A 19,163-nucleotide genomic window follows, 5' to 3' on the forward strand; every position below is an offset into this window, starting at 1 on the left:
TGCATCGCGCTCTCACAACCGGTCCCCCAGCAGGAACTGGGCGGCTTTGTCGAGCCGGATATGCGGTGGCCCGTCGCCGGGTTTCAGCGTCAGCGGGGCAGGCGCGAAGTTCATCACGCTGTAATCGGCATCCAGCCATTTCTGCGCGCCTTGTCGGGCGGGTGTCAGCAGATGGCCGGGGTCGTCGGGCAACTTGCCGGGGTAGAACGCCGCCTGTTTACCGCTGTCCCGCAACCGCCCCCGCACCACGTCAAGCGCCCCGTCGCGGTGGTCCACCGTTTCTTCCACCGTGGTCCGCAACGCAGCGATGGACATGGCAGCGGTTGTCGCCCCGGCAAAATCGGCGCGGTCCTTTGCTTCACGCAAAAGCGCCTCTATAATGGCGGTCAACTGCGGGTGTTGGCTGTGGTGTAGGTGGTCGGCCTTGGTGGCGGCGAAAAGGATTTTTTCGACCCTCCGGCCATTAAAGATGCGGGTCAGGAAAGCGTTTCTGCCAAGGCGGAACGCGCCAAGGATCCGCGCCATCGCCCCGCGCAAATCATCCAGCGTTGCAGGTCCGCCATGGATCGCACCAAGCACGTCAACCAGCACGATCTGCCGGTCAATCCGGGCGAAATGATCGCGAAAGAACGGGCGCACGATATTGCGCTTGTAGCTTTCAAACCGCCGTTCGAATTCGCGGCCCAGCGATCCGCGCGGATAGCGTGCGGCTGGCAGGGGGGCAAAGGTCAGCACCGGCGATCCGGCCAGGTCACCCGGCATCAGAAACCGGCCTGGCGAACAATCGGAAAACCCCGCCTCGCGCGCGTCATGCAGATGTGCAGTGAAGCGGTCGGCCAGCACTTGGGCTTCGGGTTCGTCCAGTTTGACCGTTGGATCGACGCCCGCCACCAGCGAGACGTAATCGGCCCCGCCCGGACGGCCGTTTGCGCGGTCCAGCGCGTCAGCTGACCATTGTTCGTAACTTTGATCCAGCAGGCCAAGATCCAGCAGCCATTCGCCCGGATAATCCACGATATCAATATGCACCGTGCGCAGGCCAGAGATACCCGAAAGCAGCCCGCTCGGCTGGACCCGCAGTGACAGGCGCAGCTCGCTGATCTGACGGGTGCCTTCGGGCCAGTTCGGTTCGGGGGCGGTCAGCCGGGCAAGGTGGTCTTCGTAGCGAAAGCGCGGGATCGTGTCGTCGGGCTGTGGTTGCAGATAGGCGGTGCGGATCGCACCGCTGGCGGCGGCGTTCAATTGCGGCATGCGCCCGCGGTTCATCAGATTGGCAACAAGAGATGTGATGAACACCGTCTTGCCTGCCCGGCTTAGGCCGGTGACGCCCAGCCGGATCACCGGTTCGGAAAAAGGTGCGGTCACGGTGTCGGCCACGCCTTCTACCGTCCGCGCGATCCGGTCTGCGATTGTGCTGATTACCAAGTGCCGCCCTTTCCGTGCTTGCAGCAGAAGATAGGGCTGCATCATCGGGTTTTGTAGGGATTGATTTCAACCCGCACCCCGCCTAATCCAACCGGATGCCACGTTATGCCCTTCTTGTCGAATATCACGGTGCGCCTTTTGCCGGTTGGCAGCGGCAGACTAGCCTGCCATCGGTGCAAGGCGCCATCGAGGCGGCGCTTGCGAGGCTGGAACCCGGTGCGCATACCATTGCAGCAGCAGGGCGGACCGATGCGGGTGTGCATGCGCTGGGGCAGGTCGCCCATTGTGATCTGACCCGCGACTGGGACCCGTTTCGCCTGTCAGAGGCCTTGAACTATCATCTCAAGCCCGATCCGGTGGCGATCCTTGATTGCGCGCGGGTGGATGATGACTGGCACGCCCGCTTTGACGCGGTGGAGCGGCGCTATCTGTTTCGTCTGATATCCCGCCGCGCGCCGCTGACGTCAGAGGCGGGGCAGATGTGGCGGGTCAATCATGAACTGGATATCGTGGCGATGCAGGCCGGGGCCGACCGGCTGGTGGGCTATCACGACTTCACGACATTCCGGTCTACCACCTGTCAGGCGAAAAGCCCGGTCAAGACGCTGGACGCATTGCGCATCGAAGCCGTGCCGCGCCACGCGGGCACCGAATACCGGTTTCATGTGCGCGCCCGGTCGTTTCTGCACAATCAGGTGCGCAGCTTTGTGGGCACGCTGGAACGTGTGGGCGCGGGGGCCTGGACGCCGGATGATGTGACCGCAGCACTGGACGCGCGCGACAGGGCCGCCTGCGGTCCGGTTTGCCCGCCACAGGGGCTGTATCTTGCGGCGGTACGCTATCCGCAGCATCCCTTCGACTGACGCGCAATTGATCCATACGTGGTTGCATCATGGAACCCAAACCTGTGAAGATAGTTGAGTGTTATTCGCACGGTCGTCACAGTGGCCCTGCGACAACAAGAACCCGGCGGCAAGGGGGCTGCATGAATCTGGGCAAAGCGACGCTTGTCACCATTATGATTATCGGCCCGCTGGGCCTGTCTGCGCAAGATGTTCGGCTCCGATCGCCCGAAGCGCGGGACGTTTTGAACGAAGCCTCATTGCTGCGACAGCTCCGCAGCAATGATGAGGCGATACCGCAGGATTTCGTGGCTGCAGCCCGTGCCGATTACCGCCGTTTGCTGACAGCGCTTTACGCCGAAGGCTATTATTCCGGCACGATTTCCATCACAATTGACGGGGTAGAGGCGGCCAATATGGCACCGCTTGCGTCCCCGTCATCTATTGATGAAGTCGTGATTGATGTGAAACCCGGCCCGCAGTTCAGGTTCGGAAACGTCGCAATTGCGCCGCTGCCACCTGCTGCCACACTGCCTGTCGATGCCGGCCCGCGTCAGCCCGCCCGTTCGGGTGAGATCGGGGATGCCGTCCGCTCTGGGCTGTCCAGCTGGCGTGAGCTTGGCTATGCAAAGGCGCGTGTCAGCAGCCAGCGTGTGGTCGCCCGGCACGAGGATGCGCGCCTGGATGTTGATGTCGGCCTGATCCCCGGTCCGCGCCTGCGTTTTGGCGATCTGCTGATCACCGGGAACGAGGATGTTTCAACAGACCGCATCCGCGAAATTGCCGGGTTGCCAAGTGGCGAAACCTATTCTCCGACAGATCTGGCCGCAGCTGAAAGCCGTTTGCGCCGCACAGGCACATTCGACAGCGTGGCCCTGTCCGAGGCTGATAATATCGGCCCGAACGACACGCTGGATATCAATGCGCAGTTTTCAGAATCAAAGCCCCGCCGCTTTGGTTTCGGCTTGGAGCTGTCTTCGGTCGAAGGGCTGACAGTGTCGTCTTTCTGGCTACACCGGAACCTGCTTGGCGGGGCAGAGCGGTTGCGGGTCGATGCCGAGGTCGCTGGGATTGATGGTGAAACCGGCGGCACCGACTATGCCCTGCGCGGCAATTTCACCCGGCCCGCCACCTTTGGCGCGGATACCGACCTGTTTCTCAGGGGTGAAATCTCACGCGAGGATGAACCTGATTACCTGCTCGACAAAGTATCAACAGAGATCGGTCTGTCGCGCAGGATCACCAGTGATCTGACGGTGCAGGCGGCGGTGGGCCTATTGGCAGCCCATGAAGAAAGTGACGTGGGCACGCGCGAGTATGTTCTGCTGACCTTGCCGCTGGACGCGACGCTTGAACGGCGGGATGAACCCACCGATGCGACCGAAGGCTATTATCTTGATGGCTCTGTCACCCCGTTTGTCAGCTTGCGTGGTGACGTAGACGGCGCTCAGTTTTTTGGCGATGCGCGGGGCTATTATACCATAGGTGAAACGCTCCCGCTGACCTTTGCGGTGCGCGGACAGGTCGGTAGCTTGCTGGCGGCGGGTCTGGACGAGGCACCCGCCGATTTCCTGTTTTACTCCGGCGGCGGCGGCACGGTGCGGGGGCAACCTTATAAATCGCTTGGGATTGATCGTATCGAAGATGGTGAAAACGTCACGACGGGCGGCACCTCCTTTGCTGGTGCCCAGTTGGAAGCGCGCATCGGTATTCGGGACAATATCGGTCTGGTCGCCTTTTACGACATTGGCCATATCGGCGAGACGGCTGTCCCGCTTGAGGATGGCGATTGGCACGCGGGCGCGGGCATCGGCCTGCGTTATGACACCGGGATCGGGCCAATCAGGCTTGATCTGGGCACACCGGCCAGCGGTGATGACGCGTGGGAAGAAGTGCAGATTTATATCGGGATTGGACAGGCGTTTTGAAGTATCTGGCTTTTATATGCTGTCTTTTGGCACCCGGTTTCGCCCTTGCCCAATCGCAAGAGGATGAAGACAAAGGCTATCTGACCGGGCTGATCGAAGACAACCTGTCCGGCGTCAGCCGCGAAGTCAGCATCATCGGCTTTTCCGGTGCGCTCAGTTCCTCGGCAACAATCCAAGTGCTGACAGTCGCAGATGAAGAGGGCGTGTGGCTCACCCTCGAAGATATTGTGCTGGACTGGAACCGCAGCGCCCTGTTCCGCGGGGCCATTGATATTGACGAGATCAGCGCCGCAAAGATCATCGTGGCCCGCGCGCCCATTGCCGAAGACACCGGCCCCGCACCGGAAGCGACACCCTTTTCGCTGCCTGAATTGCCGGTCAGCGTCTCATTGGGTCAGCTCCAGGTCGATGAAATCGAACTGGGCGAAAGCTTTCTTGGCGAACCTGTCTCGATCACCCTGAGCGGCACAGCAGAGCTCAGCGGTGGCGAAGGCGCGGCCAATGTTGTGGCCGAACGTCTGGGCGATAAGACGGGCATTTTCGAAATCGATGGCAGCTATTCCAACGCTACCCGCGAACTCGGCCTGCTTTTGAACCTTGAAGAAGGCCCTGACGGGATCGCCGCGCGCATCCTTGATCTGCCGGGCCGCCCGGCTGTCGGGCTACAGATCGACGGCACAGCGCCAATTGATGATTACGCCGCAGATCTGGCGATTTCGACGGATGGCACCGACAGGCTTAACGGCAGGTTTGCCTTGAACAGCAGCGGCGACAGGACCGAGATCATGTTGGACGTCGGCGGTGATGTTTCCCCGCTTTTCGTGCCCGAATACAAAGGTTTCTTTGGCACCGATGCCCGGCTTTTTGTGCGGGCCTTCCGCAGCGATGACGGGCGCATCGACATCCCTGCGTTAGAGCTTGAGGCAGAGCGCCTGAACCTTGACGGTGCCATCCAGATCGGCGCGCAGGGCTGGCCCGAACTGATCGACTTGACCGGCGGCATCGTCGCCACCGGCGGTGACGCGGTGTTGTTGCCGCTTTCAGGGCCCAAAACTTATGTGGATGGCGCGAGTTTGGTCATCAATTACAACAGCGCACAATCAGATGACTGGCGCGCTGATATCGAAATCACCAATTTTGAGCGTCCGGGTCTGCGGATTGATACGCTCAACCTGACAGGCGGCGGTGTCCTGCGATCGGGCGAAGGCTCCGCCACCGGCCTCTTCACCGCCGGGCTGAACTATGGCGCGACGGGATTACAACTTGACGATGCTGGCGCGGCAGAGGCCTTTGGCGACACAATCAGCGGCGCATTCGCGGCATCGCGTACCGAAGGTGAACCAACAGAGATTTCACGCTTTACGCTCAGCGGTGCGGGGCTTGATGCGCAGGTCACGGCGACCATTGACGGACCCGACAGCGGTTTCCAGACCGATGCGACAGCCGATATAAAGGTGGCCGGACTGGGGCGCTTTGCCACGCTGGTGGGGCGGGATTTATCTGGGGATGCAGACGCACGGGTCGCGGCGCAGATCGCCCCGCTTGACGGGTTGTTCAGCATCGCCTTGACCGGTGAAACCGATGATCTGGCGCTGGGCATCCCCCGGCTTGACCCTGTGATCGCCGGGCGCGGTACGGTTGCTGGCAATATCAGCCGTGATGAAACCGGCACGCGGATTGACGCGCTGCGGATTGCAACCGCGAATGCGCAGGTCACCGGCTCTGCCGTGCTCAGCAGTGATGGCGCGCAGGCCGAACTGGTCGCTGACCTGCGTGATGTCAGCATGGTCGAACCGACGCTGACCGGGGCGGCAACGGCAACCATTGATGTGACGCAAAATGCCGAAGGCATCATTGATTTCAGCGCGGCGGGCACTGGCCCGGCGGCGGGTTTTGATGCTGCAGGCACGGTCAGCCCGGCTGAAACCGGACAGACAATCAACCTGCGGGCCAATGCAAATGTCAGTGACCTGACCCAATACGCCGATCTGGTGGGGCAGCCGCTAAGTGGTGCTGCTGATCTGAGCGTGCGGGGCGTGTTGCTTAGCGATAGCCTGCGGTTCGATTTGGACATTGACGCAGAAACACAGAACCTGACGACGGGCATCGCCCGGGTTGACCCGCTGATCGGGGGCAACGGGCGTTTCTCTGGCGGTTTTGCGCGCACAGGCGAAGACAGCGTGCAGATTTCTGGATTGGACCTGCAAACCCCGGCGCTCAGCCTGCGGGGTGACGCGAGCTTGCAACTGGGCGGTTCCAACACGGCTGATATCGACCTGCTGATCAATGACACCGCGGTGCTTGATCCCAGCCTGAGCGGTCCGCTGACCCTGCGGATCGACGCAGAACCGGCCCCGGACAACGCCACCGCCGCGCGGGTTGTGGCCAATGGTCCGGGCGTTGATCTGGCTGCTGACGTCACAATCGCATCCCCCGCACAGGATTACGAAATCGCCGGGGATATCCAAGCCGCCATCGCTGAATTGTCCAACTATGCCACGCTGATCGGGCAAAATGTGGGGGGTAGTGTCGAACTGGTGGCCTCTGGCAGTGTACTGCCGGATCTAAGCCGCTTTGACACGCAGTTGCGATTGCGCAGCGAGGATCTGAAAATCGGCAATGCAACCGTCGATCCGCTCCTGCGCGGTACGGGGCGTATCAATGCAACGGTTGGGCTGGCAGATGGCGTCCTGTCCTTGCGCACGCTTGAAGCGTCAACACCGGAATTTTCCATCGTCGGGGCGCTGAATGGCAATGCGGGTTATGGCGAAGGCCGGTTCAATGCCAGTCTGCGTGATGTAGGTCTGCTGACCGATCAGATCAGCGGGCCTGTTCGCGCGACTGGAACAGCGTCACTGGACGAGAACGGAAACTGGGGCGTGGATGCGACAGGCACCGGACCCGGCGGGATGCGCGCGGATATTGCCGGGCAGGTCAGCCAATCCGGTCGGATGGATATTGATATCAACGGGAGTGCGCCGCTGGGTCTTGCCAATGCGGCGATTGATCCACGCCGACTAAGCGGCACAGCGAATTTCGATCTTAGCGTGAACGGCCCACCCGCGCTTAGCTCTGTCAACGGACAGATCACTTTTGCCAACGGTCGTTTGTCAGCCCCCAGTCTGGCGCAAACCCTGACGGATATCGACGGACAAATCAGGCTCAGCAGCGGCAGTGCGCAGATCAATCTGCGCAGTCAGGTGCAGGGGGGTGGCGGTATCACGGCCAGCGGTCCGGTGTCGCTGTCCGGTGCATATCAGGCTGACATTCAGGTGCAGTTAGATGATGTTGTACTAAGCGATCCGAACCTTTACAGCACCAGCGTCGGCGGCAGCATCCGCTTGAACGGGCCGTTGCAAGGGGGCGCGCGGATCAGGGGGCGGTTGGAGCTTGGCGAAGCGAATATTCAGGTGCCGTCCTCCAGCATCAGCTCGCTTGGCGAACTACCGGATGTGGTGCATCTGAACGCAAGCGCAGCAGTGCGGCGCACCTTGCAAAGGGCTGATGCGGCAGGCGGCGGAAATGGCAGCTCTGGCGGCGGCGGTGGCGGCAGTAGCGCATTCCCGCTCGACATCGTGATCAACGCACCATCGCGTATTTTCATCCGTGGTCGCGGGCTGGATGCCGAACTGGGCGGGCGTCTGACAATCGGGGGCACCACGGCAGATGTGATCCCGGTCGGGCGGTTTGAATTGATCCGCGGGCGGATCGACATTTTGCAGCAGCGTTTCGAGCTGACCGAAGGTAGCGCCAGCCTGCAAGGCGATTTTGATCCCTATATCCGGCTGGTGGCGACGACCACCACAGATACCGGCACCGTTGTCAGTATTATTGTCGAGGGCCCGGCAGACGCGCCAGAGGTCCGGTTTGAATCCATACCGCAATTGCCGCAGGATGAGGTTCTCGCCCAGCTTATCTTTGGCCGCGATCTTGAAAGCATCAGCCCCTTGCAGGCCGTGCAGCTGGCAGCGGCGATCAGCACGCTCGCAGGACGTGGCGGCGGCGCAATCGACCGGCTGCGCGAAAATATCGGATTGGATGATTTCGACGTGACAACTGACGAGGAAGGCGCCGCTGCCGTTCGTGCCGGTAAATATCTGTCAGATAACGTCTATACCGATGTGACTGTGACCAGTGAGGGCAATACAGAGATCAACCTGAACCTTGATCTTACCCGCGAGATCACCGCCAAGGGCAGCGTTGATCAGGATGGGGCCACCAGTGTCGGCGTCTTTTTCGAGCGCGATTACTAATTTTTCGCCCCTAATCACATGTGTTTGGGGGTGTGCGATATTAGTCGCACATGATTATCTATATTAATTGTCGCGCAACTGGCGACAGTTGAAAGGCACCGCTTATGCGCATAAGCAAAGCGCTATATGTGCGCAAAATTTATACGCTTTCTAAGGCTTCACTATCTATTAGTTAGTTAACACCAATGCCTTAGTAGAGTTCGAATCGAAATTGTGTTTCCAGAATTTGGTGTGTTTTGCGTGTGTCGGCAGATTTAAGGTAGCCTAATGACGATCAGATCTTTCACCGGTTATTTGAATTCCGGTCTGTTTGGTGAAGAAAATCCCGGAAACGGCGACCAATTCAACCTCGCGAATCAATCGGCTCTTCTCGTGTTGTTAGAGGATGGCGACACTGACACACTGGCCCAAGGGGACCCCTCGCAAGAGAACTCCTCTGACCCGCAGGGCGACCAGATCGCATTCGTGCGCGATGCAAACGGCAATGTGCTGATCGATGGCTCTGAATTCTACCTTGAATCGATCATCATCGTCCGCGTGAATGGTCAGAACTTCACGGCTTATCACTTTGAGCAGGAAGGTGGCGGTGGACTTGATTTCACGATCTTTCCGCCAAACATGCCAGCCGGAACCGCGACGGTGCAGTCAGTCGATTTCACACCCAACCCGGATTCGGTACCCTATGCCTCAATCGGCTCCAGCGATGAGGTGGTTGATGACGGAATGTTCTCTAACCTGAACCTTGCCGATAATGACAATATCGTCGGTGGTGCCGGGAACGACGTGATCGACGGCGGCGCAGGCGACGATACGATTGATGGCGGCACAGGGACTGACACGCTGTATGGCGGGGCCGGGCAAGACACGATCAGCGGCGGTAGCGGCAGTGATGTCATCTATGGTGACAGCAGCACGGGTTCGACCAATTACGGCGATATTCCTGATCCGAATAGCGGTGGGGCGATTGATAACGACGATGACGTGAGCGATGGTTTCACGCTGAGCGATGGCACCACGGATGTCAATTTCAGCTTTGACGATTTGGGTCCAAATATCGGGGATTCGTCTTTCGTCTTCAATAACTCGGATCCGCAATATGATGAAGGCCTGAACAACGGTGCAGGCCGTGATGATGAAGCAATTAAGCTGATTGGTGACGGCGGTACGGCCGGTCAGGCAACGTCACAAACGACGATTAGGTTTTCTTCAAATAGCGCCAATTACAGTGACGCAGTCCAAAACGTTACCTTCCGCATCAATGACATAGACACAGCAACCTGGCGCGATGTCGTCACGATCCGTGCTTTTGATGCGAACGGAAATCCGGTGGTGGTTACACTGACGGGCACCGGTTCTATGACGCTCTCTGACACGGATGGGGTGGCCGGGGCCGATACGGCAACATCAAATGCGAATGCGATTAACGTGCTTCCGGGTGATGCGGCAGGTTCCCTTCTGGTCGAAATCGCCGGACCAGTCGCCACGATCGAAATCGAATATGGGAACCTTGGCAACGGGGCCCAGCGGATCGACTTGTCAGAGATTGATTTCCAAACGGTCCCGCTGACGGACGGACCGGGTTTCAACGACACGATCTCTGGCGGGGGCGGTGCCGACACTATCTATGGTGAACTGGGTGATGACACCATTGATGGGGGCTCAGGCGCAGATACGCTGTTTGGCGGCGTCGGCGATGACACGATCACCGGTGGCGCTGGCAATGATGCGATTATGGGCGGTGCCGATAACGATACGCTTGATGGCGGGTCGGGCACCGATACGATTTCCGGCGGTACCGGCGATGACACCATCCTGATCAGCAGCGGCACGGATACGATCTCTGGCGGGGAGGGGACCGATACATTCACCGCGCAGGGCGGCAGCTCGCTGACGAACGAAACCATCACCGTCACGATTGATGACGATGGCAATGGCACAATCAGCAAAACGAATGACGGTACAACGGATACGGTCACCAGCGTCGAAACCTTCATCGCGGATGAGGCAGCGGCAGAAAATGACCGGATCACGCTGACGGCGACAGACCTGACCGCAGAAGACGTGACAGGGGTGGACGATACCGCCACAGGGACATTCAACCCTTACAATGGTGGCGCGCCGATTGATTTTGGTGGGCCGGGTGAACCTACGCTCAGCGAATTGCTGGATGGCAGCTACGTGCGCCCTGATGGCAGTTCGGTCCCAACAGCGGGCGACTACACGATCAATGGCGGCGATGAGAGCGGCCAGATCGGGAACATCGCCTATCAGAACTTTGAGAATGTCGACTTTGCCATCGTCTGCTTTACCGACGGGACATTGATCGAAACGGACAGCGGGCTGCGCCCGGTGGAAGAGCTGCATGTCGACGATATCGTCGTGACGGCAGATCACGGCGCGCAACCAATCCGCTGGATCGGGCGCAAGCATCTGGATGCCGCAACGCTGGCCGCCAAACCCAACATGCAGCCGATCCGGATCAAGGCTGGGGCACTGGCTGAAAACATACCTCTGCGTGATCTTGTGGTCTCGCCCCAGCACCGGATTCTGGTCCGTTCCAAAATCGCGATCCGGATGTTCGAGGCCGAGGAAATCTTTGTCCCGGCCAAGCATCTGCTGGGTCTCGACGGGGTCGAGGTGGCAACCGACATGCGCGCTGTCACCTATGTTCACTTCATGTGCGACGATCATGAAATCGTCTCAGCCGAGGGCGCGCTGGCGGAAACGCTTTATACCGGAACCGAAGCGATGAAAGCGATGAGCGATGACGCGAGGGCCGAGATTGATATGCTGTTTGGGGACGCGCCCTATATGAACCGGCCATTGGCAAGGCCGACGCCCAAGGGGCGATTGGCTAAGCAGCTGGTCCAACGGCATGTAAAGAACGACAAAGCATTGTATTCGGCCAGCCTGTCCTGAAACCGCATCAGGCTGACCAAGGCGCAAGGTTGTCCCGGTCTGATCCGGGACCTCTGCCGCTATTCACGCTACGCGTTCACCGCCAGAACGCGCTCTGCCTCGTGATATGGGCAAGCGACCAGATGGCCACTGCCGATATCTTGCAAGACGGGGCGGCCTTCGGCGCAATCCCGGCGGGCCTTGGGGCAGCGGGTCCGGAACACACAGCCTGATGGCGGGGACAGGGGCGATGGCAGCTCTCCCTCCAGTATCGGGCGGGTGCGGGCGCGTTCCAGCACCGGATCGGGGATTGGAACGGACGAAATCAGCGCCTGACTGTAAGGATGCTCCGGCACAGTGGTCAGCGTATCGCTATCGGCTGTTTCCATGACGCGGCCCAGATACAGCACCAGCGTGCGGTCACTGATGTGTTTCACCACGCTCAGATCATGGGCGATAAAGATCATCGACAGCCCCATGTCCCGCTGCAGTTCCATCAGCAGGTTGATCACCTGCGCCTGCACCGACACATCCAGCGCCGACACCGGTTCATCACAGATCAGCAGTTTGGGCTGCAAGATCAGCGCGCGGGCAATACCGATCCGCTGACATTGACCGCCCGAAAACTCATGCGGATACCGGTTGATCAGGTTCGGCAATAGCCCCACCCGGTCCATCAGCGCACGCACGCGGGCCTTGACCTCTTTGCGTGGGGTGCGGGGTTCGTGGGTTACCAGAGGTTCGGCGATGATATCACCCACGGTCATGCGCGGGTTCAGCGCGGCCAGCGGATCTTGAAAGATCATCTGCACATCGCGGCGGTGAACACGGCGCTGGCGCGTGTCCATATTGGCCAGATCGGCCCCTTCAAACATGATATTCCCGCCAGCCGACGGCACGGTCCCGACAATCGCGCGGGCCAGCGTCGATTTGCCAGAGCCGGATTCACCAACGATGCCAAGGCATTCGCCCGGTGCCAGATCAAAAGACACCTCTGATACAGCGTGCAGCTTGCGCGGCGGTGTCCACGGCCAAGAACCGGGCCGCCGCACTTCAAAAGTAACCGATAGATCGCGAACAGAAAGAATAGACGACATTATACGACCTCCGCGACGGGCAGATGGCAGGCACGGCGCAAGTTGCCGATGCGTTCAAGTGCGGGCTTGTCGGTTGGACAATGGTCCATAACCTGTGCGCAACGTGGTGAAAACGGGCAACCTACCGGTAGTCGGGACATGTCCGGCGGCTCGCCCGAGATTGTCGCAAGCGTGTCTTCCGTCCGGTCCAGCCGGGGCACAGCCCGCAGCAACCCGGTCGTATAGGGGTGGGTGGCAGCGGCAAAGATGTCGTCGGTTGGGCCTTCTTCCATCACCTGACCACCATACATGACCAGCGTGCGGTCACAAAATCCGGCCACAACGCCAAGATCATGGGTGATCAGGATCACAGCGGTGCCGAAATCCTGCCGGATATCGGCCAGCACCTGCATGATCTGGGCCTGCACGGTCACATCCAGTGCGGTTGTCGGCTCATCCGCGATCAGCAGCCGTGGCTGGCAAAGCAGCGCCATTGCGATCATGATCCGCTGCCGCATCCCGCCGGAAAACTCATGTGGGAACATGGTGATACGGGCTTTGGCATCGGGGATGCGCACGGCATCCAGCATCCGGGCCGCTTCGTTCACCGCATCGCGCTTTGACATGCCTTTATGCAGCATCAGCACCTCGGCCATTTGATCGCTGACACGCAGATAGGGGTTCAGCGATGTCATCGGATCCTGAAAGATCATCGCAATTTCCTGACTGCGGATCTTGTTCAGGGCGCGGGGTTTCATTGTCAGCAGGTTGGTGCCGTCAAACCTGGCTTCGCCCGTCGCCCGACCGTTCTTGGCCAGTAGTCCCATCGCCGCAAAGGCGGTCTGGCTTTTGCCGGACCCGCTTTCGCCCACGATGGCAAGGGTTTCACCCTTATCGATGGCAAAGCTGACCCCGTTTACCGCGTTCACTTCACCGTCGCCGGTTTGAAAGGTGACGCGCAGATTGTCGATTTCCAAGAGGCTCATATCTTAGCGGTCCTTCGGATCAAGTGCATCGCGCAGCCCATCGCCGACAAAGAAGAAGGCAAAGATGGTGATGACGAAAAAGAAAATGGGAAAGCCGATCTGCCAGTAGAATCCGCGCTGCATTGTCGATGATCCTTCGTTGATCAGCGCGCCCAGCGATGTGGCCGGTTCCTGCACGCCCAGACCCAGAAAGCTGATGAAGCTTTCGAAAATGATCATCGTCGGGACAAGCAGCGTCGCATAGACAATCACGATCCCCAACAGATTGGGCACAATGTGGCGCAGGATGATCTTGATCGGATGCACGCCGATGGCATGGGCCATCTCGACGAATTCCTTGTTCTTGATGGTCAGTGTCTGACCGCGCGCAATCCGTGCCATATCAAGCCAGGAAATCAGGCCGATCCCCAGAAACAGCATGGAAATCGACCGGCCAAAGATCACCAGCATCAAAATCAGCACAAACATGAAAGGGATCGACATCAGCACGTCAACAATGCGCATCATAATCCCATCGGTGCGGCCCCCGAAATATCCGGCGGTCGCGCCGTAAAGCGTGCCGACGATCACAGCGACCAGCGCGCCGATCAGACCGACCAGCAGCGAAATTCGCGTGCCCATCACCGTGCGGGCGAACAGGTCGCGCCCGCTGGTATCGGTGCCAAAGTAATGCCCGGTTTCGATGCTTGGCACGCCTTTATAGGCATTCGCGCCCATCAGGGTGAAATCGACGTAATCGGGCGCATATTGCGCGATCAGATTGCCAAAGATTGAAAACAGCGCGACCCCAATCAAGAGGAAGAGCGAAACGAGAGCGGCCTTGTTTGCCAGAAACCGCTTGCGCGCATCCGCCCAGAGCGAGCGGCCCTGCACCTCTGCCACGGCCATCGCATCAGCGACGGATTCGACGGTTGCCTTGTTCGGTAGCATCGGGGGGTCCCCTTAGTAACGGATTTTCGGGTCGATCCACGCGTAAAGGATATCGACCAGAAGGTTGAACAGGATGGTCAGCGCACCGACCAAAATCGTGATCCCCATGATGACAGAGTAATCACGGTTGAACGCAGAATCGACGAAGAAGCGCCCAATCCCACCGGTGGAGAAATAGACATCAATCACGACAGAGCCGGTGATCATCCCCACAAAAGCTGGCCCCAGATAGGACAGTACTGGCAGCAGCGCTGGCTTCAGCGCGTGGCGCATGATCACCCGGCGCATTGGCAACCCCTTGGCCTTGGCCGTGCGGATGAAATTGGTGTTCAGCACTTCCAGCATCGACGACCGTGTGATCCGGGCAATTGACGCCATATAGGATGTAGATAGCGCAATGACCGGCATGATCAGATTTTCCCATTGGCCGCCATTCCAGCCACCGCCGGGCAACCAGCCAAGCCATAGGGTAAAGACCAACACCAGCAGCGGGGCCATCACAAAGTTCGGCAGCACCTGCGCACCAATGGAAATCCCCACCGACATGTAATCAAGCCAGCTGTTCTGACGTACCGCAGCGGCAATCCCCAGGCTCATCCCAAAGATAACGGCAACGGCAAAGGACCAGAACCCATAGGTCAGCGTGACCGGGAAACCCTGCGCGATGATGTCATTCACGCTGCGGTCTTTATACTGGAATGAAGGACCGAAATCGAACTGGGTCACAACGCCGACAACATAGTTGACGATCTGCTTCCAGAATGGCTGATCCAGCCCGTATTTGGCTTCGATGTTGCGCAACACTTCGGGCGGCAACGGGCGCTCAGAGTTGAACGGGCCGCCGGGGGCGGCATACATCAGGATGAAAGACAGGACGACCAGTATCAATAGGGTCGGGATAGCCACGGCTAAGCGGCGGGCGACAAAGCTGAACATGGGGCAGGGGTCCACAATTCGAGAGCGGAAAAAAGCAAACCGCGCCCCCATGTCTCAGGGGGCGCGGCAGATCACATCGCGTGATTACTCAGCGACTTTGTACAGATTGCGCGAGTACCAGTTCTGCTCGAAGTTCTCATAGGGCCAGCCCTTGAGGTTTTCGGCGAACATATCAACAGCAGCATAGTGATAGATCGGAATGATCGGCGTATCCTGCGCGATAAATTCCTCAACCCGGTCATAGTTGGCCTGTGGGTTGTCGGATGTTTTGGCTTCGGCCAGCAGGGCGTCAACTTCTTCGTTCACGTATTTGCTGTCGTTATAGCCGGATGACGACTGCATCAGGTCCAAGAATGTTGATGCCTCATTATAATCCGCACACCAACCGCCACGGGCGACGTCGAAATCGCCGTTGCCGCGTGCTTCAAGGAAGGTCTGCCATTCCTGATTGGCCAATGTGGTTTCAACGCCAAGAGTCTGTTTCCACATCTGGCTGATCGCAATCGCAACGGCCTTATGGGATTCATTGGTGTTATAAACCAGATCAATGGTCAGCGGATTGTCAGAGCCATAGCCAGCCTCGGCCAGCAGTTCCTGCGCCTTTGCGTTCCGCTCTTCCTGGGTCATTGACGCCATTGGAATGTCTGGTGTTTCAAACCCGGCAGTGGCCCAATGGGTGAATGTATACGCAGGTTCCTGACCACCAGCCAGCACCGCATCTACGATGATATCGCGGTCAACGGCAAGGCTCAGCGCTTTGCGGACATTGGGGTCTTGCAGTTCTTCCGGTGCGGTATCACGCAGGTTGAACATATAGTAATAGGAACATGCGTTAGGCACGGAAACAGCTTGGTTCGGATACTGTTCTTTCAGGCTGGGGAACTGACCTGCGGGCACATCCGTCATATCCAGCTCGCCGGCCAGATAACGGGTCAGGGCAACGTTTTCGTCAGTCACGACCAGCTTCACGACTTTTTCGATGATCGTCGCGTCATTGTTCCAATACATTTCGTTGCGTTCCTGCACGAGCCGCTCCTGCGGGACGAACTCTGTCAGGATATAAGCACCGTTCGACACGATATTTTCAGGCAGTGTCCAGTCATTGCCGAATTCTTCGACCGTGGCTTGGTGCACGGGGAAGGTCGTGCCGTGTGTCACCATTTGCGGGAAATATGGCAGGGGCTGCGACAAACGCACTTCAAGCGTTGTGTCGTCAATGGCTGTCACGCCCAGCTCTGCTGGCGCGACATCACCGGCGATCACTTCGCTGGCGTTTTCGATCGACATCAGCTCGATATACCACGCATAGGGGGAACCAAGCGCAGGTGTCGCCGCACGTTTCCAAGCGTATTCGAAATCGCCTGCAGTGACGGGGTCGCCGTTCGACCATTTGGCGTTGTCGCGCAGTGTGAAAGTGTAAACGAGACCGTCATCGCTGGCCTCATACCCGGTTGCGACACCTGGCACCAAGTTGCCGTCGGCGTCTTGGTTCATCAAACCTTCAAACAAATCGCGTACAACACCAGCGCCATCGACGTCTTCGACAAGGCCGGGATCATAAGACGGGCTTTCATCGCCCACGCGGTATGTAAAGGTCTGGTCGCTGGCAAGCGTTTCACCGGTAACCGGGTGGGTGTCCGCAAATGCGGCACCGCTTGCGGCGATCAGCACCGCTGCTGTCGTCGCCAGCATTTTTGTTTTCAATGTCATGAATGTCTCCCTAATTCGACACCGTTGGCCGGTGGCATTTTCAATTTTGTCGCGCGCTGGTTGCACGGATGGACGTATCTTTTGATTAGTTAAGGGAAATGGCAAGATCAATCAGCCTATGACGCGGGGGTATTCACGAATAAACCCCATCACCGGGTGTTTTGCGCAAGATGTGTATATATTTGGGGATAAAGGCGAAATCATCTGACTTTGCACCCGGATGCCCAAATGGTCAGCATCTGCTTTTGATTCGTTCAGTTTGGATTTAATCTGGCGACACGTTACGGCAGTGCTACAATAGCGTGTATGTTGGGGACGACGACAAATGGCTGACCTTACTCTTGAAAACCGTGACGGCCTGCCGGATGCGCTGCGCGTATTAATCGACGAATACCCGCGCGAGGGCTGGGAAAAGGATCCCGGCTTTAACGATCTCATCCAGTTCTGGCTTGACCGGCATCTGATGTTTCGGCGGCTATTGACGAAAATGCGTTCTGGCACCGAGTCCGTAATTGATCGCAAAATCAGCAATGATAAATTCAGCGCGATGGTGTCGCGCTATGGCGGAATGTTCGTCAACGGGCTGCATGAACATCACACGATCGAAGATACCTATTACTTTCCGAAATTGTCGCAATATGACAAGCGTATCAGCCGGGGTTTCGATATTCTGGATAAAGACCACCACGCTTTGGATGTGCATTTGGGGACATTTGTTGAACATGCCAATGCAGTGATCACCCGTCGCGATGATGCCGCCGCCATGCACGAAGCGGCGGGGGCGTTTCATTCGCAACTGTCTGGGCTGGAAGGTTTTATCAACCGGCACCTGCTGGATGAAGAGGACCTGATCGTGCCCGTTATCCTGCGTTACGGCGCGGCCGGTCTGGGCTGATCAGCGCAGCCTGAAAGACGCAGAATCCCCTGCGCCCCGGTCAACGGTAAAGCGCATTCTGTCATTGCCTTCGACCTCCACCAGCTGACAGTTATAGGGGATCGGATCACCGCCCCAGCTCATTTCGCGGCAAAAATACCCGTCCTGCCAGCTCCAGCTGCCGGTCACGTCCCAGCCGACCGCACGGCCTTGGATCTGGCCGTTGCCAAGGACGTTCAATTTGATCCCATAGAAAAAATTGCGTAGCTCCCGGTTCTCGACCAGCGACAGGAATGTGCTTTGATCCGTTACCGGCACATAGTCGTCAGCCAGTGACGGTGTCGCGGTCAGCACAAAGGAAAGCGTCAGGATCAATCGTTTCATCGGGCACCTCGTTAAGCAAAGTACCCTTTCTACGGTGCAAGTGGCGGGTTGGTTCACCCGCGCCGGTTTTCAAAGTCCAAGCACATCCATCATATCATATTCTCCCGGGGATTTATCCTGCCCCCAAAGCGCGGCCTTCAGCGCCCCACGGCAAAAGATCGCCCGATCCGTGGCGAGATGGCGTAGCACAATCCTTTCGCCGGGGGCTGCGAACAGCACATCATGTTCGCCCACAATATCGCCACCACGGATCGCGCTGAACCCGATATCGCCGCGTTTGCGGGCCCCGGTGATCCCATCGCGGCCCCGGTCGCTGACGTCCGTCAAATCAACGCCGCGCCCCTCGGCGGCGGCCTCACCCAGCATCAGCGCGGTGCCTGATGGTGCATCAACCTTGTGATGGTGGTGGGCTTCGATCACTTCGATGTCGAAATCTTCATCCAGTGCCGCCGCGACCTTTTTTGTCAGCTGCACAAGCAGGTTAACCCCTAACGACATATTGCCCGCCCTGACAATCACCGCATGGCGGGCCGCCGCGTTGATCGCTTTCAGATCATCATCGGACAGGCCGGTCGTGCCAATCACATGCACCGCGCGGGCCTGTGCGGCAAGCTCTGCAAACCCCACGGTCGCCGCCGGTGCAGTGAAATCAATCACGGCCTGAGCTTTGGCAAATGCCGCAACCGCATCATCCGTAACGGCCACCCCGGCGGGCTGGCCGCCCATCATCGTGCCAACATCCTGCCCGACCCAATCATGCCCCTCGCGTTCCAGAACGCCCACAAGACGGCATTTATCCGACGCCAGCACAGCCTTGGTCAGCATTTGCCCCATCCTGCCGGAGCCGCCGGTAATCACGATGCCTGGTAAGTCGGTCATGGGTCGTCCCTTCGTTTACTCAGGCTGTTCTTAGCCGGGCAG

General features: G+C 58.7%; 13 protein-coding genes. 5 read left to right on the plus strand and 8 right to left on the minus strand.

The window, feature by feature from the left end; all coding sequences use genetic code 11:
• Positions 1-12: 12 nt before the first annotated feature.
• On the minus strand, positions 13-1,425 hold the full coding sequence (locus tag ACJ5NV_RS13005; RefSeq protein ID WP_411644313.1) for a YcjX family GTP-binding protein: 1,413 nt from the start codon (positions 1,423-1,425) through the stop codon (positions 13-15).
• Positions 1,426-1,520: 95 nt separating this feature from the next.
• Between ACJ5NV_RS13005 and truA the strand changes: the two genes are divergently transcribed.
• The 4 genes from truA to ACJ5NV_RS13025 all read left to right on the plus strand — a co-directional run bounded on the left by truA (position 1,521) and on the right by ACJ5NV_RS13025 (position 11,367).
• Positions 1,521-2,288 (plus strand): tRNA pseudouridine(38-40) synthase TruA, encoded by a 768-nt coding sequence (gene truA / locus ACJ5NV_RS13010; protein ID WP_411644315.1) that lies wholly within the window; start codon positions 1,521-1,523, stop codon positions 2,286-2,288.
• 122 nt (positions 2,289-2,410) lie between these two features.
• Entirely contained in the window at positions 2,411-4,195 is a 1,785-nt protein-coding gene (locus ACJ5NV_RS13015; RefSeq protein WP_411644317.1) for an autotransporter assembly complex protein TamA, read from the plus strand.
• The gene (locus tag ACJ5NV_RS13020) at positions 4,192-8,448 is read left to right on the plus strand and encodes a translocation/assembly module TamB domain-containing protein (RefSeq protein WP_411644318.1); all 4,257 of its coding nucleotides are present in this window, start codon (positions 4,192-4,194) and stop codon (positions 8,446-8,448) included. Before ACJ5NV_RS13015 ends, ACJ5NV_RS13020 begins: the two co-directional genes overlap by 4 nt.
• Before the next feature lie 267 nt (positions 8,449-8,715).
• Positions 8,716-11,367, plus strand: coding sequence for a Hint domain-containing protein (locus ACJ5NV_RS13025; protein WP_411644320.1), 2,652 nt, complete (start codon positions 8,716-8,718; stop codon positions 11,365-11,367).
• A gap of 68 nt (positions 11,368-11,435) precedes the next feature.
• On the opposite strand, the gene ACJ5NV_RS13030 is transcribed toward ACJ5NV_RS13025, so the two are convergent.
• The 5 genes from ACJ5NV_RS13030 to ACJ5NV_RS13050 all read right to left on the minus strand — a co-directional run bounded on the left by ACJ5NV_RS13030 (position 11,436) and on the right by ACJ5NV_RS13050 (position 16,984).
• Positions 11,436-12,443 (minus strand): oligopeptide/dipeptide ABC transporter ATP-binding protein, encoded by a 1,008-nt coding sequence (locus ACJ5NV_RS13030; protein ID WP_411644322.1) that lies wholly within the window; start codon positions 12,441-12,443, stop codon positions 11,436-11,438.
• A complete protein-coding gene (locus tag ACJ5NV_RS13035) occupies positions 12,443-13,408 on the minus strand; it encodes an oligopeptide/dipeptide ABC transporter ATP-binding protein (RefSeq protein WP_411644324.1) in 966 nt (321 codons plus the stop codon). Before ACJ5NV_RS13035 ends, ACJ5NV_RS13030 begins: the two co-directional genes overlap by 1 nt.
• Before the next feature lie 3 nt (positions 13,409-13,411).
• Positions 13,412-14,338, minus strand: a complete 927-nt coding sequence (locus ACJ5NV_RS13040) for an ABC transporter permease subunit (RefSeq protein ID WP_411644326.1) — start codon at positions 14,336-14,338, stop codon at positions 13,412-13,414.
• A gap of 12 nt (positions 14,339-14,350) precedes the next feature.
• The gene (gene oppB, locus ACJ5NV_RS13045; protein ID WP_411644328.1) at positions 14,351-15,274 is read right to left on the minus strand and encodes an oligopeptide ABC transporter permease OppB; all 924 of its coding nucleotides are present in this window, start codon (positions 15,272-15,274) and stop codon (positions 14,351-14,353) included.
• Positions 15,275-15,358: 84 nt separating this feature from the next.
• Positions 15,359-16,984, minus strand: coding sequence for a peptide ABC transporter substrate-binding protein (locus ACJ5NV_RS13050; protein ID WP_411644330.1), 1,626 nt, complete (start codon positions 16,982-16,984; stop codon positions 15,359-15,361).
• A 325-nt stretch (positions 16,985-17,309) separates the two neighbouring features.
• Between ACJ5NV_RS13050 and ACJ5NV_RS13055 the strand changes: the two genes are divergently transcribed.
• Positions 17,310-17,879: a hemerythrin domain-containing protein gene (locus tag ACJ5NV_RS13055; protein WP_411644331.1), complete on the plus strand. Its 570-nt coding sequence runs from the start codon at positions 17,310-17,312 to the stop codon at positions 17,877-17,879.
• Here ACJ5NV_RS13055 and ACJ5NV_RS13060 read toward each other — a convergent pair whose 3' ends face one another.
• Both ACJ5NV_RS13060 and dapB read right to left on the minus strand, forming a co-directional pair.
• Positions 17,880-18,242, minus strand: a complete 363-nt coding sequence (locus ACJ5NV_RS13060; RefSeq protein ID WP_411644333.1) for a dihydrodipicolinate reductase — start codon at positions 18,240-18,242, stop codon at positions 17,880-17,882.
• Between the two features lie 69 nt (positions 18,243-18,311).
• Positions 18,312-19,121, minus strand: coding sequence for a 4-hydroxy-tetrahydrodipicolinate reductase (gene dapB, locus ACJ5NV_RS13065; protein WP_411644334.1), 810 nt, complete (start codon positions 19,119-19,121; stop codon positions 18,312-18,314).
• Positions 19,122-19,163 lie beyond the last annotated feature (42 nt).

The sequence above is a fragment of the Loktanella agnita genome, assembly GCF_046640325.1.
Classification (GTDB): domain Bacteria; phylum Pseudomonadota; class Alphaproteobacteria; order Rhodobacterales; family Rhodobacteraceae; genus Yoonia; species Yoonia agnita.